At 68.2% G+C, this 25,777-nt stretch carries 27 protein-coding genes and 1 pseudogene; 13 read left to right on the top strand and 15 right to left on the bottom strand.

Annotated elements, in window-relative coordinates:
* Window positions 1-65: 65 nt before the first annotated feature.
* The 7 genes from flgF to FHR20_RS17505 all read left to right on the top strand — a co-directional run bounded on the left by flgF (window position 66) and on the right by FHR20_RS17505 (window position 4,946).
* Window positions 66-803 carry a flagellar basal-body rod protein FlgF gene (gene flgF, locus FHR20_RS17535; protein ID WP_167300888.1) on the top strand — a complete coding sequence of 246 codons (738 nt, stop codon included), beginning with the start codon at window positions 66-68 and terminating at the stop codon, window positions 801-803.
* A gap of 29 nt (window positions 804-832) precedes the next feature.
* Window positions 833-1,615 carry a flagellar basal-body rod protein FlgG gene (gene flgG, locus FHR20_RS17530; RefSeq protein WP_167300887.1) on the top strand — a complete coding sequence of 261 codons (783 nt, stop codon included), beginning with the start codon at window positions 833-835 and terminating at the stop codon, window positions 1,613-1,615.
* Window positions 1,615-2,043: a flagellar basal body P-ring formation chaperone FlgA gene (flgA, locus tag FHR20_RS17525; protein ID WP_167300886.1), complete on the top strand. Its 429-nt coding sequence runs from the start codon at window positions 1,615-1,617 to the stop codon at window positions 2,041-2,043. Before flgG ends, flgA begins: the two co-directional genes overlap by 1 nt.
* A gap of 11 nt (window positions 2,044-2,054) precedes the next feature.
* Window positions 2,055-2,813 (top strand): flagellar basal body L-ring protein FlgH, encoded by a 759-nt coding sequence (flgH, locus tag FHR20_RS17520; RefSeq protein ID WP_167300885.1) that lies wholly within the window; start codon window positions 2,055-2,057, stop codon window positions 2,811-2,813.
* A 297-nt stretch (window positions 2,814-3,110) separates the two neighbouring features.
* Entirely contained in the window at window positions 3,111-3,965 is an 855-nt protein-coding gene (locus FHR20_RS17515) for a flagellin (RefSeq protein WP_167300884.1), read from the top strand.
* Between the two features lie 149 nt (window positions 3,966-4,114).
* A complete protein-coding gene (locus FHR20_RS17510) occupies window positions 4,115-4,516 on the top strand; it encodes a hypothetical protein (protein WP_167300883.1) in 402 nt (133 codons plus the stop codon).
* Window positions 4,517-4,613: 97 nt separating this feature from the next.
* A complete protein-coding gene (locus FHR20_RS17505) occupies window positions 4,614-4,946 on the top strand; it encodes a hypothetical protein (RefSeq protein ID WP_167300882.1) in 333 nt (110 codons plus the stop codon).
* Window positions 4,947-5,261: 315 nt separating this feature from the next.
* Here FHR20_RS17505 and FHR20_RS17500 read toward each other — a convergent pair whose 3' ends face one another.
* The 8 genes from FHR20_RS17500 to FHR20_RS17465 form a co-directional block, all read right to left on the bottom strand.
* The gene (locus FHR20_RS17500; protein ID WP_167300881.1) at window positions 5,262-5,972 is read right to left on the bottom strand and encodes a flagellar hook assembly protein FlgD; all 711 of its coding nucleotides are present in this window, start codon (window positions 5,970-5,972) and stop codon (window positions 5,262-5,264) included.
* 11 nt (window positions 5,973-5,983) lie between these two features.
* Window positions 5,984-7,396 carry a flagellar hook-length control protein FliK gene (locus FHR20_RS17495; protein WP_167300880.1) on the bottom strand — a complete coding sequence of 471 codons (1,413 nt, stop codon included), beginning with the start codon at window positions 7,394-7,396 and terminating at the stop codon, window positions 5,984-5,986.
* Window positions 7,397-7,469: 73 nt separating this feature from the next.
* Window positions 7,470-9,551 carry a flagellar biosynthesis protein FlhA gene (gene flhA, locus FHR20_RS17490; RefSeq protein ID WP_167300879.1) on the bottom strand — a complete coding sequence of 694 codons (2,082 nt, stop codon included), beginning with the start codon at window positions 9,549-9,551 and terminating at the stop codon, window positions 7,470-7,472.
* Window positions 9,552-9,705: 154 nt separating this feature from the next.
* Window positions 9,706-11,043 carry a sigma-54-dependent transcriptional regulator gene (locus FHR20_RS17485; RefSeq protein WP_243857512.1) on the bottom strand — a complete coding sequence of 446 codons (1,338 nt, stop codon included), beginning with the start codon at window positions 11,041-11,043 and terminating at the stop codon, window positions 9,706-9,708.
* Window positions 11,044-11,045: 2 nt separating this feature from the next.
* Window positions 11,046-11,396 (bottom strand): flagellar motor switch protein FliN, encoded by a 351-nt coding sequence (fliN, locus tag FHR20_RS17480; RefSeq protein WP_167300878.1) that lies wholly within the window; start codon window positions 11,394-11,396, stop codon window positions 11,046-11,048.
* A gap of 10 nt (window positions 11,397-11,406) precedes the next feature.
* A complete protein-coding gene (gene fliF / locus FHR20_RS17475) occupies window positions 11,407-13,014 on the bottom strand; it encodes a flagellar basal-body MS-ring/collar protein FliF (protein WP_167300877.1) in 1,608 nt (535 codons plus the stop codon).
* A 250-nt stretch (window positions 13,015-13,264) separates the two neighbouring features.
* Window positions 13,265-13,927 carry a FliH/SctL family protein gene (locus FHR20_RS17470; RefSeq protein ID WP_243857509.1) on the bottom strand — a complete coding sequence of 221 codons (663 nt, stop codon included), beginning with the start codon at window positions 13,925-13,927 and terminating at the stop codon, window positions 13,265-13,267.
* Between the two features lie 12 nt (window positions 13,928-13,939).
* Window positions 13,940-14,974: a flagellar motor switch protein FliG gene (locus tag FHR20_RS17465; protein ID WP_167300876.1), complete on the bottom strand. Its 1,035-nt coding sequence runs from the start codon at window positions 14,972-14,974 to the stop codon at window positions 13,940-13,942.
* A 130-nt stretch (window positions 14,975-15,104) separates the two neighbouring features.
* Between FHR20_RS17465 and FHR20_RS17460 the strand changes: the two genes are divergently transcribed.
* The 3 genes and pseudogenes from FHR20_RS17460 (at window position 15,105) to FHR20_RS17450 (ending at window position 18,737) form a co-directional block, all read left to right on the top strand.
* A complete protein-coding gene (locus FHR20_RS17460) occupies window positions 15,105-17,855 on the top strand; it encodes a hypothetical protein (RefSeq protein ID WP_341786474.1) in 2,751 nt (916 codons plus the stop codon).
* Between the two features lie 2 nt (window positions 17,856-17,857).
* Entirely contained in the window at window positions 17,858-18,274 is a 417-nt protein-coding gene (locus FHR20_RS17455; protein ID WP_167300874.1) for a flagellar basal body protein, read from the top strand.
* Between the two features lie 78 nt (window positions 18,275-18,352).
* A pseudogene (locus tag FHR20_RS17450) lies at window positions 18,353-18,737 on the top strand (endonuclease domain-containing protein).
* Window positions 18,738-18,883: 146 nt separating this feature from the next.
* On the opposite strand, the gene FHR20_RS17445 reads toward FHR20_RS17450, so the two are convergent.
* The 3 genes from FHR20_RS17445 to FHR20_RS17435 are packed head-to-tail and all read right to left on the bottom strand — an operon-like array spanning window position 18,884 to window position 20,715.
* Complete coding sequence (locus FHR20_RS17445; RefSeq protein WP_167300873.1) at window positions 18,884-19,309, bottom strand: flagellar protein FlgN; 426 nt, start codon at window positions 19,307-19,309, stop codon at window positions 18,884-18,886.
* Window positions 19,310-19,612 carry a rod-binding protein gene (locus FHR20_RS17440; RefSeq protein WP_208413699.1) on the bottom strand — a complete coding sequence of 101 codons (303 nt, stop codon included), beginning with the start codon at window positions 19,610-19,612 and terminating at the stop codon, window positions 19,310-19,312.
* On the bottom strand, window positions 19,612-20,715 hold the full coding sequence (locus FHR20_RS17435; RefSeq protein WP_167300871.1) for a flagellar basal body P-ring protein FlgI: 1,104 nt from the start codon (window positions 20,713-20,715) through the stop codon (window positions 19,612-19,614). Before FHR20_RS17435 ends, FHR20_RS17440 begins: the two co-directional genes overlap by 1 nt.
* 82 nt (window positions 20,716-20,797) lie before the next feature.
* Between FHR20_RS17435 and FHR20_RS17430 the strand changes: the two genes are divergently transcribed.
* The 3 genes from FHR20_RS17430 (at window position 20,798) to FHR20_RS17420 (ending at window position 23,168) form a co-directional block, all read left to right on the top strand.
* Window positions 20,798-21,220, top strand: coding sequence for a flagellar assembly protein FliX (locus tag FHR20_RS17430; RefSeq protein ID WP_167300870.1), 423 nt, complete (start codon window positions 20,798-20,800; stop codon window positions 21,218-21,220).
* 183 nt (window positions 21,221-21,403) lie between these two features.
* Entirely contained in the window at window positions 21,404-21,817 is a 414-nt protein-coding gene (locus FHR20_RS17425; RefSeq protein ID WP_167300869.1) for a DUF2147 domain-containing protein, read from the top strand.
* A 49-nt stretch (window positions 21,818-21,866) separates the two neighbouring features.
* Window positions 21,867-23,168, top strand: a complete 1,302-nt coding sequence (locus FHR20_RS17420) for an OmpP1/FadL family transporter (protein ID WP_167300868.1) — start codon at window positions 21,867-21,869, stop codon at window positions 23,166-23,168.
* A 31-nt stretch (window positions 23,169-23,199) separates the two neighbouring features.
* Here FHR20_RS17420 and flhB read toward each other — a convergent pair whose 3' ends face one another.
* The 4 genes from flhB to fliE all read right to left on the bottom strand — a co-directional run bounded on the left by flhB (window position 23,200) and on the right by fliE (window position 25,770).
* A complete protein-coding gene (gene flhB / locus FHR20_RS17415; protein WP_167300867.1) occupies window positions 23,200-24,270 on the bottom strand; it encodes a flagellar biosynthesis protein FlhB in 1,071 nt (356 codons plus the stop codon).
* Entirely contained in the window at window positions 24,270-25,028 is a 759-nt protein-coding gene (gene fliR, locus FHR20_RS17410; protein WP_167300866.1) for a flagellar biosynthetic protein FliR, read from the bottom strand. Before fliR ends, flhB begins: the two co-directional genes overlap by 1 nt.
* Window positions 25,025-25,291 carry a flagellar biosynthetic protein FliQ gene (locus FHR20_RS17405; protein ID WP_086130151.1) on the bottom strand — a complete coding sequence of 89 codons (267 nt, stop codon included), beginning with the start codon at window positions 25,289-25,291 and terminating at the stop codon, window positions 25,025-25,027. The genes fliR and FHR20_RS17405 overlap by 4 nt, the downstream gene beginning before the upstream one ends.
* 164 nt (window positions 25,292-25,455) lie before the next feature.
* Window positions 25,456-25,770: a flagellar hook-basal body complex protein FliE gene (fliE, locus tag FHR20_RS17400; protein WP_167300865.1), complete on the bottom strand. Its 315-nt coding sequence runs from the start codon at window positions 25,768-25,770 to the stop codon at window positions 25,456-25,458.
* Between the last annotated feature and the right edge of the window lie 7 nt (window positions 25,771-25,777).

Below are 25,777 nucleotides of genomic sequence, written 5' to 3'. Positions count from 1 at the left end.
TTTCTCCTATTATAGGATCAGCGCCCGGCAATTGTTGCCTAGTGCGAATTTTTGAGGGACGTCCGGTGGACATTTCTTCCTATGTGCTGCTGAGCCAGGAAACGGCGCTGCGCCGTCGCATGGACGTGGCGGCGAACAACCTGGCCAACATGAACACGGTCGGCTTCAAGCGCGAGCAGCCGGTCTTCCGCGAATATGTCGAGAAGACGGACAGCGCGGTGAAGCCGGCGAAGCAGACGTCGTTCGTGCTCGATTACGGCGCGGTCCATGATTTCAGCCAGGGCGGCTTCCAGGCCACCGGCAACCCGCTCGACCTGATGATCGAGGGGCAGGGCTATTTCTCGGTCCAGGCGCCCGACGGCAGCACCGCCTATACGCGCGCGGGCCAGCTCAAGATGCTCCCGACCGGCGAGCTCGCCACTTCCACCGGCAACAAGGTGCTGGGCGAGGGCGGCAAGCCGATCACCATCCCGCAGGAAGCGGCCAACCAGGTCTCGATCGGCAAGGACGGCACGGTCAACGGGCCCGGCGGCCCGTTCGGACGCGTCACCGTGACGCAGTTCGACGAGGCCGGCGTCGATCCGCGCGGCGACGGGCTGTTCAGCGGCAGCGGCGGCCGCGAGCTGACCTCGGAGCAGACGCATCTGGCGAGCGGCGGCCTGGAAGGGTCGAACGTCAACGCGATCCAGGAGACCACCGACATGGTGGAGATCCTGCGCGCCTATCAGACCAGCCAGAATCTCTCCCAGAGCATGAACGACATGCGCAAGTCGGCGATCGACCGGCTGAGCAAGGTCGGCTGAACCCCATTACGAGCATAAGGAACTAGCTCATGCGTACGCTTTCCATCGCCGCGACGGGCATGCTCGCGCAGCAGACCAATGTCGACGTGATCTCGAACAACATCGCCAACATGAACACCACGGGCTTCAAGCGCCAGCGCGCCGAGTTCCAGGACCTTCTCTACGAGCAGGTCGTGCGCCCCGGCTCGTCGACCAGCGCGCAGACGATGAGCCCCACCGGCATCCAGATCGGTTCCGGCGTGAAGACCGGCGCGATCTATCGGATCAACGAGCAGGGCTCGACCCAGCAGACCGACAACCAATACGACCTGGCGATCCAGGGCCATGGCTATTTCCAGATCACGCTGCCCGACGGCACCACCGGCTATACCCGCGACGGCTCGTTCGGCGTGTCGGACCAGGGCGAGCTGGTCAATTCGGACGGCTTCCCGGTCCAGCCGGGCATCACCGTGCCGCAGAACGCGGTGAGCGTGAACGTCTCGAAGACCGGCCAGGTCGATGTCGTCCTCTCGGGCAACCCGACGCCGCAGACGCTCGGCCAGCTCCAGCTCGCCACTTTCGTCAACGAAGGCGGCCTGGAGGCCAAGGGCGGCAACCTGTTCCTCGAGACCTCGGCCTCGGGCGCGCCGATCGCCGGCGCCCCGGGCGATCCCGGCTTCGGCACGCTGATGCAGGGCTATGTCGAGGCTTCGAACGTCAATCCGGTGGCCGAGATCACGGCGCTGATCACCGCGCAGCGCGCCTATGAGATGAACAGCCGCGTGGTGAAGACCGCCGACGAGATGCTGGCCACGACCAGCCAGCTGCGCTGATGCTCGGCGTTCTCGGCCTCGCGCTGCTCGCCTTCGCCGCGCCCGAGGACGTGCCGGTCGCCGTGCTCGGCCATGCCGTGCAGAAGGGCGACCGGATCGAGGCGGGCGACTTCGCGGTCGAGCAGCGCCCCGCCGCCACCGCGCGCGGCGCGCTCACCATCGACCAGGCCTCGGGCATGGAAGCCGCGCGCAACCTGCCCGCCGGCACGGTGGTGCGCCAGGCCGATCTGATGCGCCCGCAGATGGTGCGGCGCGGGGAGCCGGTGACGATCCGTATCGTCAGCGGCCCGCTGATCATCACCGCGGCGGGCCGCGCGCTCGGCGGCGGCTCCAGGGGCGAGGCCGTCCGGGTCGTCGCCAATGCAACCAATCGCACGCTGGACGGGGTCGTCGAGGCCACGGGCGCCGTGCGCATCGTCACGCCTTGAGGGAAGCTATCATGCGCAAGATCATTCTCGCGATGGCCGTCTGCGCCACGCTTTCGGGTTGCGGCGCCGTCGGGCGCCTGAAGCAGGTGGGCAAGGCCCCCAAGCTTTCCGAGATCCAGCCGGTCGAAGTGGCGGAGGTCGAGCCGTCGCTGGCGATGCCGGCCGAGCGGGTCCGTAGCGGCGCTACCACCACCGCCGCTGTCCAGCCGCAGGGCAGCAGCAGCGCCTCGCTGTTCCGCACCGGCGCCGGCGCGCTGTTCCGCGACCAGCGCGCGAACAAGACCGGCGACATCCTGACGATCCGGATCAACATCGCCGACAAGGCGGACCTGGGCAACAACACCTCGCGCACCCGCGGCGGCAGCGAGAGCGGCGGCCTGGGCGGCCTGCTGGGCATCAGCCCGGTGAAGAAGCTGCTCGGCGCCGACGCCAATGCCGCGCTCGAGACCAATTCGGGCTCGAAATATGCCGGCGGCGGCACCACCGCCCGTTCGGAGACGATCAACATGACGATGGCCGCCATCGTCACCCAGGTGCTCCCCAACGGCAATCTGATGATCAAGGGCCGCCAGGAAGTCCGCGTGAACTTCGAGATGCGCGAGCTGATCATCACCGGCCTCATCCGCCCCGAGGACATCGCCCGCGACAATTCGATCCGCCATTCGCAGATCGCCGAGGCACGCGTGATCTATGGCGGCAAGGGCCAGCTGACCGACGCGCAGCAGGCGCGCTGGGGCCAGCAGATCTATGACGCGCTCTTCCCCTTCTGAGCCGTCGCCAGCTTTGGAGAGGATCGCCTCGCAGCCCGCGCTGCGGGGCGATTTTCCTTTCTCCCCCTCCGCTCGCGGGGAGAGGGGAAGGACGACAAGCTCCCGGAATTCCTTGCCCACCACGCCTGGAAACGATGGTTAACTCTTTGCTAACCATCTAAATTCTCCAGGTAATTTTGGTCATCCTATAATTCTTCCCACAATGATGATGCGGGCGTACCGATCACGTTCCGTCGCGGGCCGGCGTCACCGGTCCGGGTCGCAGAAGCGGCCCTTCGATCCAAGAAGGATAGGGAAATGGCATTTTCGGTTAACACCAACGTCGGTGCGATGGCGGCTCTCCAGAGCCTCAACGAGACCAACCGGGGCCTGTCGCAGGTTCAGAGCCGCATCAACACCGGCCTGAAGGTTGCGTCGACCAAGGACGACTCGGCTTCGTACACGATCGCTCAGGGCCTGCGTGGCGACATGGGCGGCCTCGCTGCCGTGTCTTCGTCGCTGAGCCGCGCCAAGAGCGTGACCGATGTGGCGGTGGCTGGCGCCGAGCAGATCTCGGACGTCGTGAACCAGATGAAGGCGAAGGCCTACCAGGCCGCCGACGCCGGCATCGACACGTCGACCCGTGACGCGCTCAACGCGGACTTCGTTGCCCTGCGTGACCAGATCACCACGATCGTGAACTCGTCTGACTTCAACGGCACGAACCTGCTGAAGGCTTCGGGCGGCACCGTGACGGCCCTGCAGTCGCTGCAGGACTCGAACACCGGCTCGACCACCTGGGATCCGGACTCGCTGAGCGTCACCAACCAGGGTCTCGACCTTGGCGGCTCGGTCGTCACGATCGCTTCGGGCGGCAGCATCAGCACCCAGGCTTCGGCGCAGGCGATGATCGACACGATCACCACGACCCAGGCGAACCTGAAGACCAGCCTCAGCACCCTCGGCGCGGCTTCGCGCAAGATCGATGCTCAGGCGACCTTCACCAGCAAGCTCTCCGACGTGATCGAGGGCGGCATCGGCAACCTTGTCGACGCCGATCTCGCCAAGGAATCGGCGAAGCTGCAGGCGCTGCAGGTCAAGCAGCAGCTCGGTGTGCAGGCTCTGTCGATCGCCAACCAGGCGCCGTCGACCATCACCTCGCTGTTCCGTTAAGGCCGGACTTTTCCCTGGAGTCTATGGCCCTGACGAGGAGGCCGGGACGCAAGTCCCGGCCTCCTTTTTCGTGCCCGCAATTTTCTTGCGCGCGCCGCCCCGCCAATTGGTTGACGCCTCTATAATGATCCCAAGAGGAGAATAGAGCCTTGTTTCCCAGGATCAGAGAAATCACTGATGCGTTCGGCGGCCGGCTCCAGGTGAGCGTCGAGGAGCATCCCTCGGGCGCGCTCGTGGTGCTCGAGCGGCCGGACATGGCCGGCCGGCCCCGCGTGATGCTCGACGGTTACGGCGTCGACATCCTGTCGGGCTACATCATGTCGGCGCGCCTTGCCGTGCCGCACGATCTGCCCGACGAGCATATCGATGGCGTGTTCGCCACGCGCTTCCGCCTGGGGCTCGATCCCTGCGCCGCGCTCGCGCTCCATCAGTCGGACGGTCCGGCGCTCGATATCCCGGCGCCTTTCTGGGATCGGCTCTATGCCGAACTGTGCCTGGTCGCGGCGCATGCCCGCGAGCTCGGGCGGCGGGCGGAAGCGCGGGTCCATTGATTCCGCAAAACCACATACGGGCTTGCCCGTACTACGCCGCAAGCCGGCTTTGAGGCATTTAATACAAAATTCACACGAACAGGTCGGGGGCAGACAAATGGGCGTTGGTGAAATCAGGCAGGGTTTGGAAGCGGCGACCGGCTACACGGTGACGTTAACGCTAACGGTCGAGGATGCGCGGGCGCTCTGGGCCGCCGCCGCCGATCGCGCGCTGGCCGCGCCGGGCACGACGCTGGCCGACGTGCTCGACACGATCGGCCCGCGCGAGGATCCGTCGATCGCCGATTGCATCGCCATGCTCACCGCGCCCGCCGCATTGCCCGGTTGCGCGCTGGACGCCTATGAAGTGGCCGAAGCCGGGGATGAGCTGCCGCCGATGCGGATCATCCAGCTGCCCACGCAGCCGATCCTGCGTGCCGCGCACGCCTGATCCCACATCCGTTTCGAAGATCGCGAACGGGGCCCGTTGGGCCCCGTTCTGCTGTTCGGCCCGGCTCGGGGTCCAAAAGAAAAGCGGGCCGGTGGAGGATCCGGCCCGCTCGGTTAAGCGAAGGAAGAACAAGGCGCCGCGGCGCCGGCCGAGAGACGGGCGGATCGCGAGGGGATTGATACGTCCGCCCGCCTCTCTGATTCCATTATAGAGGCGGGGAAGCGGCGCCCCAAACGCCCGGCCCTCAGGGAAACCCCTGGGATATGGTCCCGATCGACATTCGGAGCGGGAACCGATCCACGCCGTCACTCCGGCCTAGGCGCCGCTATTGCCGCTACCCGTGCCCGTGCCCGTGCCGGCCCCGGCGCCGCCGATGCGGATGAGCTTGCCCGCCTCGACCTGGCTGCCGTTCACCGTCACCAGCACCGCGCCGTTGCTGAGCTGCACGTCGCTGACCGTGCCGATGCTGTGGACCGTGCTGGTCAGCTGGGTGCCCGAACTGTCGAGCGCCTTGAGCGACAGCGAATATTTGCCGGCCGGCATCTCGCGGCCGCCCGAGGTCAGGCCGTCCCAGGCGAGGGTGCCGCTATTGCCGGTCACCTGGACGGTGCGGGTGTCGACGACCTTGCCAGACGCGTCGCTGATCGTCGCGACCACGGAGGCGGCGTCGCGCGGCGTGCTCCAGCTCCACTGCGCCGCCTGGGTGCCGGTGAGCCCGGCGACAGGCGAGTCCACTTCCACCGCGCGGCCGATCAGCGACGAAGCCTGGGTGAGGTTCTGGGTGCCCAGCGCCGACAGGATCGACTTGAGCGTGTTGGTCTGCGCCATCGACTGCTCGACCTGCGAATATTGCACCAGCTGCTGCGTATACTGGGCCGTGTCCATCGGGCTCAGCGGGTCCTGGTTCTGCATCTGCGTGGTCAGCAGCTTCAGGAACATCGTGAAGTCGCCGTTGAGGCCGGTGCTCGACGCATTGGCCGTGCCGTTCGTTGCCGGCGTGTTGGTCGCGGTGTTGACGGTAGTCATGCTGGCTGCTCCTAGGCGAGAAGGTCGACCTGCCCGTCGCCGCGGATGCTGCGATAGGCGATGTCGGCCGTATCGGGTTCGTCGTTGCCGGCGCGTCGGCCGGCGGAGGAATTCTGGTTCTGCTGTTGCGGCTGCTGCTGCGCCTGCGCGTTGCCGTCGCCGGTGCGGCTCTCGAAGCGGAAGCTCTGCGCGTCGGCGCGGATGCCCGCCTGGTCGAGTGCGCGGCCGAGATCGGGCGCGTCCTGGCGGAGCAGGTCGAGCGCATGGGCGCTATCCGCGCGCACCGTGGCGCGCAGCGTGCCGGCATCGTCGAACGACAGCGTCACCTCGACCTTGCCGAGATTGTCCGGGCTCAGCCGCACGCGCAGCATCTCCTCGCCGGCCTCCACCTTGTGCGCGATCTCGACGCCGAGCGCCTGGCCGAGATGACCGGGCCGCGCGGCGACCACCGGTTCGGCCGTTGCCATGGCGGGTGCCGCCTGGCCGCGGGAAGCGTCGGGGGCGGCATGCGGTGCGGCGGGCGCGGCATGCGCGTCGTGGCGCAGCGCGAATGCCGGCGCCTGGCCAGCCTCGTCGCCCGGCATATTGTCCTTCCCGCCGCCCGGCTTGCCGGCCATCGCCGAAACTGCTGCCTCGACCTTGTCGTTGCCGGCTGCCGGCTCGGGGGCGGGCGCCGCGCCTGGGTTCCCGCGCACGACATCGGCCTTGCGCGCAGGGGGCAAGGCGTCGCCGGTCTGGCGCGCCGGCAAGGGCTGCGGCCTCGTCGCGAGCTCGGGACGCGGGGGCGCCTGGGTCAGGGCGACCGCGACCATGTCGGCGGCCTGCGCAGTGTCCGGGATGGCGGCGGGAGCGGCGGCGGGCGGCTCCTCGCCGAGGTTCGCCGGGCGCGGGCCGCGCTTGATCGGAGCCCTCGGCGCTTCCGGCTGCGCGGCCTGGGCTTGCTCGCCCGTCTCGGCGGCCGGGGCGGGAGGCGTGTCGATCGCCGGTTCGGCGGGTTCGGCGGGCAAGGGCGCGGGCAGGGCGCTCGCCGCCGGCTTGGCCGGCCTGGCCTCGGTGCCCGGCAGGGGCGGCTTGTCCGGTGTGGCGGCGGGATCTTCCGCCACCGCGGGCAGCGAGCCCGCCAGAGGCTGCGCTTCCGCCCGTACGGCAGGCTGTGCTTCCGCCGGCAGGGCGGGCTGCGGCGGCGCCCCCTCGACCGGCGGAGCTTCCGCGGCCGCCGCCGGCGCGGCAGTGGTGAGGAGTTGCGCCATGCTCAGCGGCGCGGCGGGCGCCAGCACGTCATTGGCGGCCGGTGGCGGCGTGGGGCCGGTGCCGGCCGAACTGGCCGGTGCGCCGAGCATTTGCGCGAAGCCGAAGCCGGCAACGGAGTCGGCGCTCGTTGCGCCGAGGAGGCTCGCGGGAAACCCGATAGTGTTTATCTGCATGCACGCGCCTCATGAGCGGGCATGGGGCCCGCAATCTTCATTATAGGATGTTCGCCGCCGAAACGGTTCGCGTTCAGCCGATCGTGCCGAGCGCGCGGATGCGGGCGCGGGCATGGATCTCGTTCTGGGAGAGCACCACCGTCGCCGGGCGCACCCGCTCGATGATCGAGCGGACGAACGGGCGGATCGCCGGGCTGGTCAGCATGCACGGGATCTCGCCGTCCTGCGCCAGCCGGTCATAGGTCTCGCGGACATGCGCGATGAACTTGTGGAGCGACGAGGGCGCCATCGCCAGCTGGCGTTCGTCACCCTGGCCCAGGATGCTCTCCGCGAACTCCTGGTCCCATTCGGGCGACAGCGTCACCACCGGTATCGCCTCGCCGCGCACTTGCGACGCGCTGATCTGCCGGGCCAGACGCGAGCGGACATGCTCGGTCATCTGGGTCAGGTTGCTGGTCAGCGGCGCGGCTTCGGCAATGCCTTCCAGGATCGTCGGCACGTCGCGGATCGAGATGCCTTCGCCCAGCAGGTTCTGCAGGATGCGCTGCACGCTGGAGATCGAGACCTTGGCCGGGATGATGTCGGCGACCAGCTTCTCCGAATCCTTGTGGACTTCGGTCAGCAGCTTCTGGGTCTCCGCATAGGAGAGCAGGTCGGCGATGTTCTCCTTGACCAGCTCGGTCAGGTGCGTGGTGATGATCGTGCCGCACTCCACCACGGTGAGCCCGCGGAAGCCGGCTTCGTCGCGCAGCTCGCGATCGATCCACAGGGCGGGCAGGCCGAACACCGGTTCGGTGGTCGGCTCGCCGGGCAGGCCGGCCGGGCCGCCGCCCGGATTGATCATCAGCAGCTTGTCGACGCGGATCTCGCCGCGCGCCGCCTCGGTCTCCTTGATCGTGATGACATATTCGTTGGGCTTCAGGCCCATATTGTCGATGATGCGGACCGAGGGGAGCACGAAGCCGAAATCGGTCGCCATCTGCCGGCGCAGCGCGCGGACCTGGTCGTCGAGGCGCGGCTCGCGCTGCTCGTCGTTGATCATCGGCAGCAGCGCATAGCCGATCTCGATGCGCACCGCGTCGATCGCCAGCGTCTGCGAGATCGGCTGCTCGACCACGGCGGCCTGGGCCTGTTCCTGCGCGGCGACGGCCTTTTCCAGCGCGGCCCTGGCGGCTGCCTTCCTGCTCATCCGCCAAGCGACGAAGCCCGATGCGGCGGAGAAGACGGCGAAGGGCAGGAAGGGCATGCCCGGCATGATGGCGAGCGCGCCCATCAGGACCGAGACCATGCCGAACGCCTTGGGATAGCGGCCCAGCTGGTCGCCCAGCGCGGCGCCGGTCTTGCCCTTCACACCGCCCTTGGAGACGAGCAGGCCCGCGGCGATCGAGATGATGAGCGCCGGGATCTGGCTGACCAGGCCGTCGCCGGCGGTCAGGGTCGTATAGGTGTGGAAAGCCTCGCCGATGGGCACGCCATGCGAGACGACGCCGATGGTCAGGCCGACGACGATGTTCACCGCGGTGATCAGCAGGCCGGCAATCGCATCGCCCTTCACGAACTTCGAGGCGCCGTCCATCGCGCCGTAGAAGCCGCTCTCGGCCTCCACTTCGGCGCGGCGGGCCTTGGCCTGATCCTCGTTGATCATGCCGGCGGAAAGATCGGCGTCGATCGCCATCTGCTTGCCGGGCATCGAATCCAGGCTGAAGCGCGCCGCGACTTCGGCGATGCGCCCGGCGCCCTTGGTGATGACGACGAAGTTGATGACGATCAGGATGATGAAGATGGTGAGCCCGATGATCACCTCGCCGCCCATCAGGAACTCGCCGAACGCCCCGATCACGCCGCCGGCGGCATCGGGCCCCTCGTGCCCATGGGTGAGGATCAGGCGGGTCGAGGCGAGGTTGAGGCCCAGGCGCAGCATCGTCGCCACCAGCAGGATCGTCGGAAAGGCGCTGAGCTCCAGCGGCTTCTCGATGAACAGGGCGGTCATCAGGATCATCACCGATACGGTGATCGACAGCGCCAGGCCCAGGTCGAGCAGCCAGCCGGGGATCGGCAGGATCAGCATCGCGATGATCGCGACCACGCCGCCCGCGAGCGCGATGTCGCGGTTCAGGCCGAGCTTGTTCAGGAAGTTCAGGATCGCGGGGGGCATCAGGGGCGTGCTTTCCAAATGGCCTTGGCAGGCGCCGAGGCCGACTGGCCCAGCGTGAAGCGATTGCAGGGCGTCGCGGAGGGCAAGCCCTCCACCGTCTCCGCCGCGGCCTGCGGAAGGTGCAGCCGCTGGAGGGCGAAGAGCGGGTGCGGGCTCATGCCGCCGGCGGAACGGCGATGCCGCCCTCGATGAACGTCCGCAGCTTGTTGCGCATCGTGCGCACCGAGATGCCGAGGATGTTCGAGGCCGAGGTGCGATTGCCGTGGCAGCGTTCCAGCGTGCCCAGGATCAGCTCGCGCTCCACTTCTTCCACCGTGCGGCCGATCAGGCCGTCCACTTCGATCCGCCCATCGGGCCCCGGCAGGGAAACGAGCGCCTCGAGCGGCGAGCCGTCGGCGCGGGTCAGGTCCTCGGCCTCGATCCGCGGGCCATGGGCCAGCAGCGCGGCGCGGTGGATGCATTCCTTCAGCTCGCGGATATTGCCCGGCCAGCCATAGGCGCGCAGCACCGCGATCGCACCGTCCGAGAGCGGGCGCGGGGCGAGCCCGTCGCCCCGGGCGAACTGGGCGATGAAATGCCCGGCCAGCGCGGCGATATCGTCGTCATGCTCGGCGAGCGGCGGCACTTCGATGCGCGCCAGGCTCAGCCGCACGAGCAGGTCCTCGCGGAAGCTGCCGGCGGCCACCGCCGTCTCCAGGTCCATGCTGGTCGAGGCGATCAGCCGTGCGGCGAAGGGCACCTCGGTTTCGCCGCCCAGGCGGCGGAAACGCTTCTCGATCAGCGCGGCGAGCAGCCGGGCCTGGGTGGCGGGTGCGAGCGCCCCCACTTCGCGCAGGAAGATCGTCCCGCCCCGGACGCTTTCGAGCCGGCCGACCCGGCGCGCCGCGGCGCCCGGAAAGGCATTCGCCTCGTGGCCGAACAGCTCGGATTCCAGCACGTCGGCGGCAACGCCGGCGCATTCGACCGAGGCGATCGGATCCGGCCGGCCGGAAAGCCGGTGGATCTCGCGCGCCATCATCTCCTTGCCGCTGCCCTTGCCGCCCGAAACGAGCACGGGCGCGCCGCTTGGCGCGACGGCGGCGGCGAGCGCCATGGCGCGATCGAGCACCGGGTGGCCGCCGATGGGCACCTGGGCCTGGCGCTCCGCCACGGAGGCGATGGCCGCCGCGATCAGCTCGCGCTGCGGGGGCAGGGGTACATAGTCGCGGGCGCCGGCGCGGATCGCCGCCACCGCGCGCTCGGCCGGCGCGGAGATGCCGCAGGCGAGCACGGGCACGACGAAGCGCTCGCGACGCAGGTCGGCCAGAAAGCCCACCGCGTCTTCCAGCACGTCGATCATCACCAGATCGGCGCCCTGTTCGCGCAGCGTCTCCAGCGCGGGGGCGGGGGCGTCGGCCATGGTGACCTCCGCGCCGGCGCCCTGCGCCAGCTCCGCCGCCCGGCGGAACTCGCCGCCCGGCGCGCCGATCAGCAGCATCCGGATCGGTCCCATCGTCAATGCTCGGCCCGGACGATCTCGGTGAGCGTCACGCCCAGGGCATTGTCGATCAGCACGACTTCGCCGCGGGCGATCAGCCGGTCGTTGACGAAGATGTCCACCGGCTCGCCGACGCGGCGGTCGAGCTCGACCACGGTGCCGGCACCCAGGTGCAGCAGCTCGCCGATCGGCATGCGGGCGCGGCCCAGCACTGCCTGTACCTTCACCGGCACGTCATGGACGGCTTCCAGGCCCTCGCCGCCATGGTGCGGCTCGGCGCCGCCCTGGTTGTCGAAATCCTCGAACACGGGCGCGGGCTGGTCGGTCGCCGGATCGGTGGGAATGATGTCGTGGGGTTCGGTATCCATGGGTCTGATCCTATGCGTTCATCCACTGACGGATCACCGAGGCCGCCTCGGGCGGGCTCGCGGCGATCGCGTCTCCGATGCGCTTGAGCGCGGAGAGCTTGATGCGGCCGTCGACCTGGGCGAGCGCGATCTCCTGATCGAGCTGCGGCACGTCCGATGGCGTCATGGCTTCGAGCTGGGCCATCGCTTCCACGTCGCCGTCCGCGGCGCGCTCGGCTAGCGCGAGCATCTCGGGCGAGTGGGTGGGCAGCGCGGCCGGGGCCTCCGCCATCTCCGTGGCGGGAGCGGGCCTGGGCTTCAGCATGCGCAGGGCGAGGAGGCCGACCGCGCCGATCACCACCAGCTGGAGCAGGCCCCAGATCCGGTCCATCGGCAGCGACGAGAGGAAGCTGCTCGTGGCGTCGGCCGGGGCGTCGCCGGTGTTGAACTTCATGCTCTCGACGACGACGCTGTCGCCGCGCTGGGTATCGGCGCCCACCGCATTCTCGACCAGGCGCTGGAGCCGGTCGATCTGCGGCTGGGGCAGGCCCTTGTCGCCGCCATCGACCATCACCGCGACGCTGAGGCGCGTCACCTTGCCCGGGGTGCGGACGGTTACCGTCCTGGTCGAGCTGTTGTCGTAGGTCGTGTCTTCCGAATTCTGGTTGCTGCCCGACTGGCGCGAGGCGCCCGGCGTGTTGGCGGCGGCAGTCTGCGCGGCGGGCAGCTGGTTGCCGACCGAGGCGGTCTGTGCGCCGACATCGGTCTCGCGGTTCTGCTCGCCGGTCTCCACGCTCACCTGGCGGGCGATCACCTGCTTGTCGGGATCGAAGACGTGCGATTCCTCGCGCGACTGGTCGCGGTCGATCTGGGCGGAGACTTCGGCGCGGACCTTGCCCTGGCCGACGATCGGCTCGAGCAGCGATTCGATCTCGTCGCGCAGCTTGCCTTCCACGGCCTGCTGGCGCTGGTCGGCGTCGCCGGCGCTGGCCGTGCTGGGGTCGCCGGCCCGGGCGAGGAGCGCGCCGGTCTGGTCGACGACCGAGACGGCATCGGGCGAAAGCTCGGGCACCGAGGAGGAGACGAGGTAGCGGATCGAGGCGACCGTCTCGCTCGGGATGCGGCCGCGCGTCTTGACGGTCACCGCCGCCGTCGCCTTGCGGCTCTCCTCGGCGAACATGGCGCGCTCGGGCATCACGATGTGCACGCGCGCGCCGGTGACGTTCTGGATGGTCTGGATCGACTTGGCCAGTTCGCCCTCGATCGCGCGCGTCTCGTTCATCTTGGCGCGGCTGGCGGAGACGCCGAAGGGCTGCTCCTGGTCGAGCACCTCATAGCCGATCTTGCCGCCCAGCTTCTCGCCGGCCAGGCTCATGCGCAGTTCGGCGAGCTTGTCCTGCGGCGCCATGATCGAGGTGCCGTCGGCCGAAAGCTGGAAGGCGACGTTCTGCGCCTTGAGCTTCTCGGAGATCGCCGAAGCGGCCGAGGGATCGAGATCGGTGTAGAGGAAACCCATGCTCTGGGTGGAGCCGCGGGTGGCGACGAAGGCCAGAGCGGCGAGCAGCGCGAGCGCCACTCCCCCCATCAGCAACAGCCGCTTGGGGCCGATCTGGCCCACCAGGTTCTTGATCGCTTCCAATGTCGCCCCGTTCGATGGAACTGGCGGGGCGGATGCCCCTTGCGATCATTATAGAGGGGTGGGGGAGGCGGCAGTTTTTGCCGGGGGAAATTTTTGCCTAGTGGCTTGAGCCGCCTGGCCTTTCCCGGAATCGAAACCCCTCCCGGGAAGGGAGGGGCAGGGGTGGGTGGATGTACGCGATACGGTTATGGCAATGGATGAGGATGCCATGCCGCCCGACCCCTCCCGTTCCAGGGAGGGGAGATCCGGGTCATGCCGCCTTGAGCAGCGTCTCGAGCTCGGTCAGCACCGCTTCGCGGCGCGCGGCGGCATCGAGCGCCAGGCCGCCTTCCTCCCAGCCGATCCGGGCGTCGCCCACCGGGATGTCGGCATCGGGCACCACGATCAGGTTCAGCTTGCGGCGGTCGCGCGACTGGCGATCGGCGATGCGGCCCTCGATGTCTTCCAGCAGGTCGGGATGGACGCGCACCAGCAGCTCGGTGCCGCGCGCGACCTGGCCGAGTGCGCGGCCGATCGCCTCGTCGATCGCGGCGCCCGGCGCCGTTTCGAGGGCGCGCCCGGCGATCATGTCGGCCGCGGCGAGTGCGATTTCGGCCGCTTCGCCGGTAACCCGCTCGGAGACTTCGGTGAATTGCGCGTCGATCACTTCGATGCCGGCCTGCAGCGCGTCGACCGCGCTCAGCAGCGCGACTTCGCGTTCCGCGCGCGCCTGGGCCAGCCCGGCCTCATAGCCCTGGGCGCGGGCGAGGGCGAGGGCGGATTCCTGCTCGGACTTGAGCAGCGCCAGCTCGGCGCGCAGCGTCGCCACTTCGAGCGCGGCATCGGGGCCGATCGGCGCGCTCCGGCCGGGCGGCACGGCGAAGATGCGGTCGAAGCCGAAACGCTCGACATGGACATGGGCGTGCATGCTCATCGGCAAAGTCCCCTAGATGATCATCGCGTCGTCGGACTTGGGATCGACGAGCAGGATCTCGCCGCGGTCCGCCAGGTCCTTGGCCAGGCGCACCAGCGCCGACTGGGCCTCCTCGCAATCGCGGGCGCGCACCGGGCCCATGCCCGCCATGTCCTCGCGCAGCAGCTTCGAGGCGCGCTCGGTCATCGCGCCGAAGAACAGCTGCTTCAGGCTGTCCGGCGCACCCTTCAGCGCCAGCGCCATCTGGCGCTTGTCGGCGTTGCGGACGATCGACGAGATCGCCGGCGGCAGCAGGTTGCCCAGGTCCTCGAAAGTGAACATCAGCGCGCGGATCCGCTCGGCGCTCTCCGGCGCGCGATTGTCGAGCGCAGTGAGCATCGCTTCCTCGGTCGAGCGGTCGAGCGAATTGAACAGCTCGGCCATCGCCTCGTGCGGGTCGCGCTTCTGCGAGCGCGAGAGGTTGGTCATGAACTCGGTCTTGAGCGTCTGCTCGACCTGGTTGATCACGTCCTTCTGCACCGTTTCCATGCGCAGCATCCGCATGATCACGTCGACCGAGAAGTCGCGCGGCAGTTCGGAGAGCACGCGCGCGGCATGGTCGGGGCGCAGCTTGGAGAGGATCACCGCCACGGTCTGCGGATATTCGTGCTTCAGCGCGCCGGCGAGCACGGACTCACTGACATTGGAGAGCTTGTCCCACATCGTGCGGCCGGAAGGACCGCGAATGTCCTCCATGATCTCCTTCACCTTGTCGCCCGGCAGGATGCCGGTCAGCAGGCGCTCGGTGGTCTCGTAGCTGCCGTGCAGCGTCGCCATCGAGGCGACTTCGCTGGTGAACTGGACGAGCAGATGCTCCACCACCTGGGCCGGGATGCGGCCCAGCCCGGCGATGGTCGACGACAGCTCCTTCACTTCGTCGGTGGAGAGCTGTTCCCAGATCGGCGCGCCGTGATCCTTGCCCAGCGCCAGCATCAGGGCGGCGGCGCGCTGTGCGCCGCTGAAGCGCTTGAGTTCGGGCGGTTCTGCGATCGGCGCCATCACGGACATGCTTTTTCGTTTCCCTCGCGAAAAAATTGCGGCCGCGCACAAGGGCGGGGGCCGCTGTCCCTCTATTATAGGAGCAAGGGAGGCAGGGCGGATCGCGATGACGGTTAATTTATCTGGAAACCTGATCGGCTTGAGCATCCTGACGGGGTCGAGCTCGACCATGACGTCGGCGGTCTCGCCGATCGCCTATGACAGCAAGGCCGTGCGGATGGCCAAGGCGCAGTTCACCACCGCGGCCACCGTGGCGCCGTGGAAGAGCGGCGACGCGCTGCCGGCCAATGCCAGTCAGGTCGCCGCGATCACCGCGCTGCGTTCGATCATCACCCCCGCCATCACCGACGGCAACGGCACTTTCCTGCCCAAGGACGTGCAGACCAGCTTCACTGCCTATCAGGCGCTCGACAAGCTGCGCGTGCTCGCCGAGACCGCGAGCGCCAAGACCACTTCCGACGCGCAGCGCGCCCAGCTGCAGAAGACCTTCCTCAAGGGGCTGGACGATCTCCAATCCTATCTGAGCACCGCGCCGTCCGACCTGGTGAAGCTCGCTTATGGGAAGCCGGCGTCCAGCGTCACTTCGAACAAGCTGGTCGCCACCAGCGTCTACGAGACCGAGGGCAAGACCCTGGTCAAGGCGCGCGGCGATGCGATCCCCGGCCTCACCGGCACCGAGCAGTTCGCGATCACGCTGGGCAAGCCGGGCGTTGCGGCGCAGACGGTCACCGTCGACCTGTCGCAGGGCGCGCAGCCGCCCACGCTCGATTCCGTCGCCGCCCAGTTCAACGCCGCGATCGCCGCGATCCCCAATCTCGACACCAATGGCGCCCCCCAGCTCGACGCCAACGGCAATGTCGTGCCGCGCTGGAAGTCGACCTTCAAGGTGACCAACGAGGGCGGGAAATGGGGCTTCACCCTTTCGAACCCCACCGGCATCGAGCAGGTCACGCTCGACCAGACCAACGCCAAGGACGCGCTGGTCGTCGCCACCGGCCAGACCGCGCTCGACGCCCCGAGCTCCACCCAGCTCTTCCGCTTCGACGATCCGGCAGGTGACAACACCCGCGTGGCGATGGGCACGATCCAGGCGCTCGATCGCCAGGCGACCGCGCAGAACGTCGCCGCCGGCAAGACGACGACGATCACCACGACCACGACCGACCTCGACGGCAAGGTGAAGACCGTCAAGACGTCGACCAGCAACGTCTATGCCAATACCGACGCCGCCGCGGTGGTCACCGACGCGCAGGGCAACAGCTATGTCGTCGGCACCACCAAGGGCGACCTTGGCGCCAATCTGTCGGACGGCGACAACAACCTGTTCCTCACCAAGGTGGACGGCGCGGGCAATGTCGTCTGGCAGCGCAGCCTCGGCGCCACCGGTTCGTCGACCGGCGCGGCGGTGAGCCTGGGCCCCGATGGCAGCATCGTCGTCGCGGGCACGGTCACCGGCAGCTTCGGCGGCGCCTCGACCGACGGCGACATGGTCGTCGCCAAATATGCCGCGAACGGCGACGAGAAATTCTCCACCGTGGTCCGCTCGGCAGGCACCGACGTCGCCAAGGCGGTGGCGGTCGGCGCCGACGGCTCGGTCTATGTCGGCGGCCGCATCGCCGCCGGCAATGACGGCTTCGTCGCGCGCATCGATGCCAGCGGCAAGATCGCCGAGCGCCGCACCATCACCGGGCCGGGCAGCGACAGCGTCAATGCGCTCGCGGTCGACGACGACGGCAATGTCCTGGCGCTCGTCTCGCACGACGGCACTGCGGAGCTCCGCAAGTTCCAGGGTTCGTCGCTGGCCACCGATATGGGCAGTCTCAGCCTCGGCACTGCCGATGCCCGCGTGATCGCGGTAGCCGATGACGGCACGATCGCCGTGGGCGGCGCGACCTCGACCGCGCTTTCGGGCAGCCAGGTCAACGGCATCAGCGGCAATCGCGACGGCTTCGTCACGCGGATCGATGCCGGCCTGTCGAGCGCCAGCACCACCTATCTCGGCTCCTCGGCCGACGATCAGGTCGACAGCATCGCCTTCATGAACGGCGAGCTCTATGCCGGCGGCCGCACCACCGGCGACCTGGCGGCAACTCGCCGCGGACCGACCGACGGCTTCGTCGCGCGCATCGACGCGTCGACCGGTGCGGTGCAGAACACCACCCAGTTCGGCCAGGCGCTGCTGCGCACCGAGCCGGTCCGCATCGCCGCCGACACGGGCGGCGCCAGCGCGGTCTCGGCGCTCGGCTATGGGCGCGGGACGATCAACGCGGTCGCCTCGAGCAAGGTAACGACGCAGACCGGGCTGAAGGCAGGCGACTATTTCTCGTTCAAGGCCGATGATGGCGCGATCCGCAAGCTGACCATCCTTGCCGACGACACGCTCCAGTCGATCGCCACGCGCATGCAGGGCATGCTCGGCGCGTCCAAGGCAAGCGTCACCGCCACCGCGGTCGACGGCGTCCAGCAGCTGCGCATCACCATGAAGTCGGGGCATCAGTTGCAGCTTCTGGCAGGCACTGGCGACAGCGACGCGCTCGCCAAGCTTGGCATGGAGCCGCAGCGCATCGCGACCCAGGCGCCGGTATCGAGCAATGCGCCCAAGGTTCGTCCGGGCGGCAGCTTCGGCCTCGATCTGGGCGAGGGGCTCAGCCTGTCCACGGCGGACATGGCCAAGACCGCGCTCGGCAAGATCAAGGACGCGATCTCGATGTCGCAGACCGCCTATCGCGCGCTCTATTGGGACGACACCAAGGCGAAGATGATCGACGGCAGCAAGAAGAATGCCGCGACCGGCAAGGAGAGCACCGCGATCGTGAACGCCCAGCTCGCAAATTATCAGGCGGCGCTCGCGCGCCTGAACAGCTCCACGCCCTCCACCTACGGATTCTGATCATGGACATGCCCCCGATCCTCTCCGGCATCCGCCGCCAGATGGAGACGCTCTCCGATCGCCAGCGCGTGATCGCCCAGAACATCGCCAACAGCGAGACGCCGGGCTTCAAGGCGCGCATGGTGGAGGACGCCGATTTCTCCGACCTGCTGGGCAGCGCGGGCACCGGCAGCATCCGCGTCGCCAAGCCGCGCGTCGAACTGACGGCCGGCATGAAGGGCCTGGGCGCGATCCAGCCGGCCGGCGCCGGCATCGTGCTCGACAAGGACATCAGCGAGACCAAGCCCGACGGCAACAACGTCACGCTCGAGGACCAGCTGCTCAAGCTCGGCCAGGTCCAGGCGGATTTCACTGCGATGACCAACCTCTACCGCAAGCAGCTGAGCATGCTGAAGACGGCGGTCGGGAAGAGCGGGTAGGTTCCTTCCTTCTCCTTAGCCCTCTCCCGCTTGCGGGAGAGGGTTGGGTGAGGGTGTGAGGTGGGTTACTCTGCCCGAATGCCGGCGATACGTCCCACCAATCCGCATGCGCGCCGCCTTCGCAGGGAAGCGACCGGCGTTGAGCGCAAGCTATGGTCCGCACTGCGAAACCGGCAGCTCGAGAACCACAAGTTCCGGTTCCAGGCGACCATCGGCACGTTCGTCGTCGATTTCCTGTGCGTGGAAAAGCGGTTGGTCGTCGAACTGGACGGCAGTCAGCACCGATAGGCGCCGCACGGCCTATCTTGAAGCCCAGGGCTATGTGGTGATGCGCTTCTGGAACAGCGATCTGGTCGAGAATTTCGATGGCGTCGTCGAAGCGATACGCCTCAAATTGGCGACATCGCCTGCGACGCCTGACACACCCTCACCCAACCCTCTCCCGCAAGCGGGAGAGGGCTAAAGATTGCAATGTAGGATTTCGCCTGCTTCGCTCCCCGGGCCGAGAATCCGGCTGCTCTCTGACTTGTCGGAGATGTTGGAGTGCGCGCGCTTGCCTAAACTTCCGAAACTCCGGCCGCGCGAAACCGGCGCCCCGCGCGGGAGATCTCAGAGCCGGGCGTTGATCGAGATCGGCGCCGGGGCGTCCATCCCGCCCAGGCCGCCACAGGCGCCATAGGTCATGCTGCGGCTGCCGGTCAGGCGCTGGGCCTCGGCGGCGATCGCGCCCATCATCTCGACCGAGAGCTCGATCTGGCGCGCGAGGATCCGCGCATTGACGGCCGAGGCGTCGCGCAGGCCGCGGCTGGCCTCGGCCAGCGTCTCGCGCGTTTCGGGGTCGAGCCGCTCGGCCCAGTCGTCGGGCGCCTCCCGCTTCATCCGCGCCACCTCGGCCTCGATCCGGCCGGTAAGGCGCCGCTTGGCCTGGGCGATCTCGGGCAGTTCGGGGAAATAGGGGGCCCGGCCCAGCCGATCGCTCTCCTCCTCCATGATATGGGTGAGGGACACCATGGCGTCGATGAGCTGCTCGGTCATTTACTTGTTACCCTGTTGGAGCTTGATGATCTGGTCGAGCACCACCGGCGCCAGGCCGATGCCGCCCTTGGCGGCCATCGCGTTGCCCAGCTTCTCGGCCATGATGCCGCGGAACATTTCCTCGCCATGGCCGCCGGAGAATTCCCCGTCGCCCTGCTGCACGCTCTCGAGCATCAGCTGGGTCATCTGGCCGAGGAACACCGCCTCGAAATTCTTCGCGGTCTCGCGGTTCCTGGCGTCGAGCTCCGGATTGGCCGGGACGGCCGGGGCCTGGGGCCCGGTGGGGGAAGTCACGTCGCGCATCATTGCACCTCGATATCGGCCTGGAGCGCGCCGGCGCTCTTGATCGCCTGGAGGATGGTGATCAGGTCGCGCGGGGAGACGCCTAGCGTGTTGAGCCCGCTCAGCAGCGTCTGCAGGCTGGCGCCGTCGACCATCGCCAGGCTGGCGCCGTTGCCGTCGTTCACCTGCACGTTGGTGCGCGGCACCACCGTGGTCTGGCCGTTCGAGAACGGCGCGGGTTGCGAGACCTGGGGGCTCTCGGTCACGGTGATGGTCAGGCCGCCCTGGGCGATCGCCACCGGCGTGATGCGGACGTCGGCGTTCATGACGACGGTGCCCGAAGCCTCGTTGATCACCACGCGCGCCGGCTGGTCGACCTTGACCGACAGCTCGCCGATGCGGGTGACCAGGTCGATCACGTTGCCGACGAAATTCGAACCCGCCGTGAGCTGCACGGTCGCCGGATCCAGTACCGCGGCGCTGCCCGGATATTTCGCGTTGATCGCGCCGGCGATGCGGTCGGCGGTGGCGAAGTCGGGGTTCTTGAGCGCCAGCTTCAGGCCATTGGCCGAGAGGAGCGAATAGGGCACCTCGCGCTCGATGATCGCGCCGCCGGCGATGCGGGCCGAGGTGGTCACGCCGCGGCTCACGCTGGCGGCGGCGCCCTGGCCCTTGAAGCCGGAGACCGCGACATTGCCCTGCGCCACCGCATAGATCTCGCCATCGAGGCCGCGCAGCGACGAGACGATCAGCGTCCCGCCCTGCAGGCTGGTCGCGTCGCCCAGCGCCGAGACCTGGACGTCGATCCGCGAACCCGAGCGGGCGAAGGGCGGCATCGTCGCGGTGATCGAGACGGCGGCGACGTTCTGCGTCTTCATCTCGGTCCCGCGAATGTTCACGCCCATCCGCTCGAGCATCGCCTGCATCGATTCCTCGGTGAACGGCGTGTTGCGCAGGCGATCGCCCGTGCCGGCCAGGCCGACGACCAGGCCATAGCCCACGAGCTGGTTGTCGCGGACATTCTCGACGTTGACGACGTCCTTGATCCGCGTCTGGGCCGTTGCGGCCGGTGCGAGGCCCAGGCTCAGGAGCAGGGCGATCATGGGAGCGGCGAAGCGCAGCATATAACCCCTGGAAGTGGAAAATTTCCGATAATTCTCTTATAGGATAGAAGACGGGCCATGCGGGCCCAGGGGACGAGATTTCGTGCGGATCGAGAACCTGCAGGCACCCTTGCTGCACAGCCTGATGGCGGCGCTGCCCAAGGTCGCGTCCGGCTTCTCGGTGGGCGAGGGGGAAGCCCCCGCGGCGCCCGCGCCCCTGCATCCGGGGGCCAATGCGGCGCAGGCGCTCAACCCCTCGGTCGCGATGCTCGTCACGCTCGCCGCCGCCGATCCCGCGATCGAGCGCCGCCGCAAACAGGCAGTCGACGCCCAGCGCGGCATCGACATGCTCGATCAGCTCCACCGCGAGCTGGTCGCCGGAGTGGTCAGCCCGGCGCGGCTCACGGCGATCGTCGAATGGTCCGAGACCTTCGAGCGCACCGACGATCCCGCGCTCGCCGCGATCCTCTCCGACATCGAGCTGCGCGTCCGAGTCGAGCTGGCCAAGCTCGATCTCAAGGCCTGATCCGCGCCTTTCATTCCCTTACGGCATCCTCGGGTTTTCAGTTTCAAATCCGAACGCAATTGCATACCGGATTTTTGGAACCTAGGGAGGCGCCACCGGTTTCGCGTTCGAAAGGGCGATGCCGTTCCTTCCATGACCAGCCGGCAGAGCGCGGCATGGAATCCCCTCGAGGAGAGTATGCCTATGTTGGCTTTGCTTATGGGGCTTGCCGTCGCAGCGGCCCCCGCGCTCCAGCCGGCCGATGCCGTGGTCGGCCGCTGGAAGACCCCCGTCCATAACGGTATCGTCGAGATCACCCGATGCGGCGCGTCGATCTGCGGCAAGATCGTCGGGTCGGACAAGTTGCGCACCAACCCGAACCTGGCCGACGGCAACAACGGCAACGCGGCACTGCGCACGCGCAAGCTGATGGGCCTGCAGATCCTCTCCGGCTTCAGCCAGCAGAATGGCGGCTGGTACGGCGGCAAGATCTACAATGCCGAGGACGGCAAGACCTATAGCGCCGAGATCACCCTCTCCGGCAACGACCAGCTCAACCTGCGCGGCTGCGTGTTCAAGCCCTTCTGCCGCACCCAGACCTGGACCCGCGTGCGCTGACGCGCGTTTCCGAGTTCTCAGTATCCGTACGCGTACAAGGATTACCCCGATGTCCCCCTTCAGATATTCGCTCGCCGCCGGCAGCGCGCTGATCGCGCTGCTCGGCTTCTCCCAGGCTGCCCATGCCCAGGCCTTCTATCTCCAGGAGCAATCCGCCCGCGGCGCCGGCCGTGCCTTCTCGGGCGAGGCCGCCGATACCGGCTCCGCTTCGATCTGGTGGAACCCTGCCGCGATCGGCGGCATCGAGAGTGGCGACGCCACGCTTTCCGCCTCCGTCATCCTGCCGCGCGGCGAGGTTGCCGACAGGGGCACGCTGATCGTCCGCCCGGGGCAGCCGCCGGCGCCGGTGGGCGGCAACGGCGTCACTCGCAATCCGATCAACAACGGCGTGCTCCCCTCGGGCGCGATCGCCGTGCCGCTGAACGACCGCATCGCGCTCGGCGTCTCGATCACCTCGCCCTACAGCTTCACCACCGATTATCCGGCGGACAGCTGGGCGCGCTACAGCGCCGCCCGGACCCAGCTGCGCACGGTCGACATCCAGCCGAGCATCGGCGTGGCGGTGACCGACTGGCTGCGCGTCGGCGCCGGGCTCAACATCGAATATACCGATGCCAGCCTCGGCAACGCGCTGCCCAATCTGGCGGCGGTGCTGCCGGACGGACATCAGGAATTGAAGGGCGATGGCTGGGATCTCGGCTGGACCGCCGGCGTGCAGCTGCATTCGCGCCGCTTCACCCTGGGTCTCAGCTACAAGTCGGCGATCGAGCACACGCTGAAGGGCGACCTTACCGTCTCGGGCCTGGTCGGCCCGCTGGCGACGTCGAACATGCAGCTCTCGGGCGTCGAGGCGAAATTCTACACGCCGTCCCAGGCGATCGCCGGCGCTCGCTTCGCGGCAACCGACAAGCTGACCCTGAACGCGCAGGTGATCCGCTATGGCTGGGACAAGTTCGACGCGATCCGCCTGGGCGCGCCGGTCAACCAGGCGATCCCCGAGAACTACCGCGCCAGCTGGAGCTATGCCGGCGGGATCGACTATGCCGTGTCGCCCAAGGTGACGCTGCGTGCCGGCGTCCAGCGCGCGACCACGCCGACCCAGGATGGCGAGCGCGATGCCCGGGTGCCGGATTCGAACCGCTGGAACTTCGGCGTGGGCGGCAGTCTCGCGGCGAACAAGAAGCTCTCGTTCGACCTGGCGGCGAATTATGTCAGCTTCGCCGACGCCCCGATCGACCGCGTCACCGCCGCCTATGCCGGCACCGCCGCGCAGACGCCGATCCTTACCGATGGCGAGCTGCGCGACGCCCATGCCATCGTGCTCTCGGCGGGCGCGCGCCTGAAGTTCTGAGGAACTCTGAAGTATCGCGGGGAAGGGGCGCTCAGCGCCTCTTCTTCGCGATCTTCAGCACATAGCTGATCACTTCGGCGACCGCGGCATAATGTTCCACCGGGATCGGACGATCGATCTCGGCGCTGGCATAGAGCGCGCGGGCAAGGGGGCGGTTCTCCACCAGCGGGATGCCGTGCTCGCCCGCGATCTCGCGGATCTTGAGCGCGATCCCGTCGACGCCCTTGGCGACCACCACCGGCGCCGCCATCTGGCCATGGTCATAGTGCAGCGCCACGGCATAGTGCGTCGGGTTGGTGATCACCACGCTGGCCTTGGGCACGTTCTGCATCATGCGGCCGCGCGAGCGCTGCATCTGGATCTGGCGGACCTTGGCCTTGATGTGCGGATCGCCCTCGCTCTGCTTGTGCTCGTCCTTGATCTCCTGGAGGCTCATGCGCATCCGCTGCAGGAATGCGCGGCGCTGCCAGACGAAGTCGAACAGGGCGAGCGCGCCTACCAGCATCGCGATCGGGCGGAGCATCGAATAGACGATACCGTGCGTGGCGCTGCCCACCTGCTGAAGGTCGGCGCCCACCATCGCATCGATCGCGGCGGCATGCGGCCATGCGAGATACGCCGCCACGCCGCCGACCAGGCAGAGCTTGGCGAGCGTCTTGGCGAATTCCATCAGCGCCATCTTGCCGAACATCCGCTTGGCGCCGCTCGCGGGATTGAGCTTCGACCATTTGGGCTTCACCCGGCTCCAGCTGAGCATCGGCCGGCCCTGGAGGATGCCGCCCAGCAGCGCGATGCCGAACAACGTGCCCAGGATCGGCAGCAGCGCGAAGGCGCTGGCGCGCATCACGCCGGTCACGAAGCTCTCGGCGCCCTGCGGCTCCATCCGGAAATCGTCGGCGCTGCCCCATAGCCGCACGAAGAGCGTGCCCAGCAGCTGCAGCGTGTAGGTGCCCAGGCCGCCCATCACCACGAGCATGCCGACGAAGATCGCCGCGTGGCGCATCTCGGGCGCCATCGGCACATCGCCTTTCGCGCGCGCGTCCTCGAGCTTCCTGTCCGTCGGATCGTGAGTCTTGTCGTCCTGGTCGGTATCGCCCGACATCACCAGCCTCCCTGCATCGCGTCGCCCATGGCGCGGGCGAAGAAGGTGAGCATGGTGCCGAGCGTGGCGGCGGCGAGGCTGATGCCGAGCAGCAGGTTGAGCGGCTGGGCGATGAAGAAGACCTGGATCGCCGGGGCCACGCGCGCGGCGAGGCCGAGCGCGACGTTGAAGACGATGCCATAGATGAGAAGCGGAGCGGCGAGGCTCAGGCCGAGCGTCATCGAGCGGCCGATCGCCTCGACCGCGAGCATGGCGAAATCATGCGCCGGCGGCAGCCCGCCCACGGGGAAGCTCTGATAGCTGTGCACGATCGCGCCCAGCCACAGGTGATGGACCTGCATGCCCATGCACACCAGCGCCGCCGCCATGGCGACGAACTTGGAGAGCTGGGGCGCCGCGCTGCTCTGCGCGGGATCGAAGATGACCGCGGAGGAGAGCCCGATCTGGGTCGAGATCACCGAACCCGCCATCGAGACGGCGAGGAACAGGATCTTGACGATCATGCCCATGGCCAGGCCCGTCATCAGCTCGGCGACGAGCACCGCGGGCAGCGCCGCGCCGGCCTCCACCGCCACGCGGGCAGGGGCGCCGACCAGGCCATACATGGTAGCCGACAGCGCGAAGGCGATCATCAGCCGGATGCGGCCGGGGATCGCGTCGTCGCCGAACACCGGCAGCAGCATCAGCACCGCGCCCACCCGGGCGAAGACGATGAAGAAGGCCGAGGCTTGCAGCGCCAGGTCGGGGGGCAGCGTCATCCGGCGGTCACGATCAGGCTGCCGATCCTGGTCATGAAGTCGTTCAGCGCCTGTCCGATCGTTGGCAGCATGAGCAGCAGCACCAGCCCCATGGCGAGCAGCTTGGGGACGAAGGTGAGCGTGGTTTCCTGAATCTGCGTCAGCGCCTGGAGCAGGCCGATGACGGTGCCCACGATCAGCGAGGTCAGCAGCAGCGGACCTGCGATGGTGAGCACCAGCATCAGCGCGCTCTGCGCCAGGGCGAGGACCTGGGACGGCAGCATCGTTCAGCCCCGAAAGCGGTTCGCGGGAGGGAAAGGGCCGCTCCCCGGCGAAGGCCGGGGCCCAGTTGCAATGTCCATTGAGAGGGTCATTTCCCCATCCAACCAACCAGCCCGATACTGGGGCCCGGCCTTTGCCGGGGAGCCGCAAGGAACACAGAGCGCAGTTAGATCTGCATCCGCATGATGTCGGAATAGGCGTTCACCACCCGGTCGCGCACGGCCACCATGGTGTCGAGCGCGGTCTCGGCGGCGCCGATCGCGGTGACCACGTCGATCAGGTCGCCCTTGCCGGCGACCTGCTGGGCCGATGCCTTTTCGGCGGTGCGCAGCTGGTCCGCGGTGCCGGTGACCATGTCCTCGACCATCGCGCCGAAGCCGCCGGCGCTGCCGCCGGTCTTTACGGGATCCGTCTTGCTGTTGCCGCCAAGGCCGGCGACGCGGCCATAGGCCGACATCGCATCAAGTGCGCCGATGGACATTCCGAAT

The sequence above is a fragment of the Sphingomonas leidyi genome (assembly GCF_011761945.1).
Taxonomy (GTDB): domain Bacteria; phylum Pseudomonadota; class Alphaproteobacteria; order Sphingomonadales; family Sphingomonadaceae; genus Sphingomonas; species Sphingomonas leidyi.
The sequence above is the reverse complement of the archived record's forward strand: the minus strand, read 5'-3'. Positions and strand labels throughout refer to the sequence as shown.

Bases quoted from the DNA above. Each gene is read 5' to 3' on its own strand.
- fliE (WP_167300865.1), bottom strand. From the start codon at position 25,770: ATGTCCATCGGCGCACTTGATGCGATGTCGGCCTATGGCCGCGTCGCC.
- fliN (WP_167300878.1), bottom strand. From the start codon at position 11,396: ATGGATACCGAACCCCACGACATCATTCCCACCGATCCGGCGACCGAC.
- FHR20_RS17435 (WP_167300871.1), bottom strand. From the start codon at position 20,715: ATGCTGCGCTTCGCCGCTCCCATGATCGCCCTGCTCCTGAGCCTGGGC.
- flhA (WP_167300879.1), bottom strand. From the start codon at position 9,551: ATGCCCCCCGCGATCCTGAACTTCCTGAACAAGCTCGGCCTGAACCGC.
- FHR20_RS17465 (WP_167300876.1), bottom strand. From the start codon at position 14,974: ATGTCCGTGATGGCGCCGATCGCAGAACCGCCCGAACTCAAGCGCTTC.
- FHR20_RS17505 (WP_167300882.1), top strand. From the start codon at position 4,614: ATGGGCGTTGGTGAAATCAGGCAGGGTTTGGAAGCGGCGACCGGCTAC.
- FHR20_RS17440 (WP_208413699.1), bottom strand. From the start codon at position 19,612: ATGCGCGACGTGACTTCCCCCACCGGGCCCCAGGCCCCGGCCGTCCCG.
- FHR20_RS17485 (WP_243857512.1), bottom strand. From the start codon at position 11,043: ATGGGACCGATCCGGATGCTGCTGATCGGCGCGCCGGGCGGCGAGTTC.
- flgH (WP_167300885.1), top strand. From the start codon at position 2,055: ATGCGCAAGATCATTCTCGCGATGGCCGTCTGCGCCACGCTTTCGGGT.
- fliR (WP_167300866.1), bottom strand. From the start codon at position 25,028: ATGACGCTGCCCCCCGACCTGGCGCTGCAAGCCTCGGCCTTCTTCATC.
- flhB (WP_167300867.1), bottom strand. From the start codon at position 24,270: ATGTCGGGCGATACCGACCAGGACGACAAGACTCACGATCCGACGGAC.
- flgG (WP_167300887.1), top strand. From the start codon at position 833: ATGCGTACGCTTTCCATCGCCGCGACGGGCATGCTCGCGCAGCAGACC.
- FHR20_RS17515 (WP_167300884.1), top strand. From the start codon at position 3,111: ATGGCATTTTCGGTTAACACCAACGTCGGTGCGATGGCGGCTCTCCAG.
- FHR20_RS17445 (WP_167300873.1), bottom strand. From the start codon at position 19,309: ATGACCGAGCAGCTCATCGACGCCATGGTGTCCCTCACCCATATCATG.
- FHR20_RS17420 (WP_167300868.1), top strand. From the start codon at position 21,867: ATGTCCCCCTTCAGATATTCGCTCGCCGCCGGCAGCGCGCTGATCGCG.
- FHR20_RS17470 (WP_243857509.1), bottom strand. From the start codon at position 13,927: ATGAGCATGCACGCCCATGTCCATGTCGAGCGTTTCGGCTTCGACCGC.
- flgA (WP_167300886.1), top strand. From the start codon at position 1,615: ATGCTCGGCGTTCTCGGCCTCGCGCTGCTCGCCTTCGCCGCGCCCGAG.
- FHR20_RS17405 (WP_086130151.1), bottom strand. From the start codon at position 25,291: ATGCTGCCGTCCCAGGTCCTCGCCCTGGCGCAGAGCGCGCTGATGCTG.
- FHR20_RS17425 (WP_167300869.1), top strand. From the start codon at position 21,404: ATGTTGGCTTTGCTTATGGGGCTTGCCGTCGCAGCGGCCCCCGCGCTC.
- FHR20_RS17500 (WP_167300881.1), bottom strand. From the start codon at position 5,972: ATGACTACCGTCAACACCGCGACCAACACGCCGGCAACGAACGGCACG.
- FHR20_RS17455 (WP_167300874.1), top strand. From the start codon at position 17,858: ATGGACATGCCCCCGATCCTCTCCGGCATCCGCCGCCAGATGGAGACG.
- FHR20_RS17495 (WP_167300880.1), bottom strand. From the start codon at position 7,396: ATGCAGATAAACACTATCGGGTTTCCCGCGAGCCTCCTCGGCGCAACG.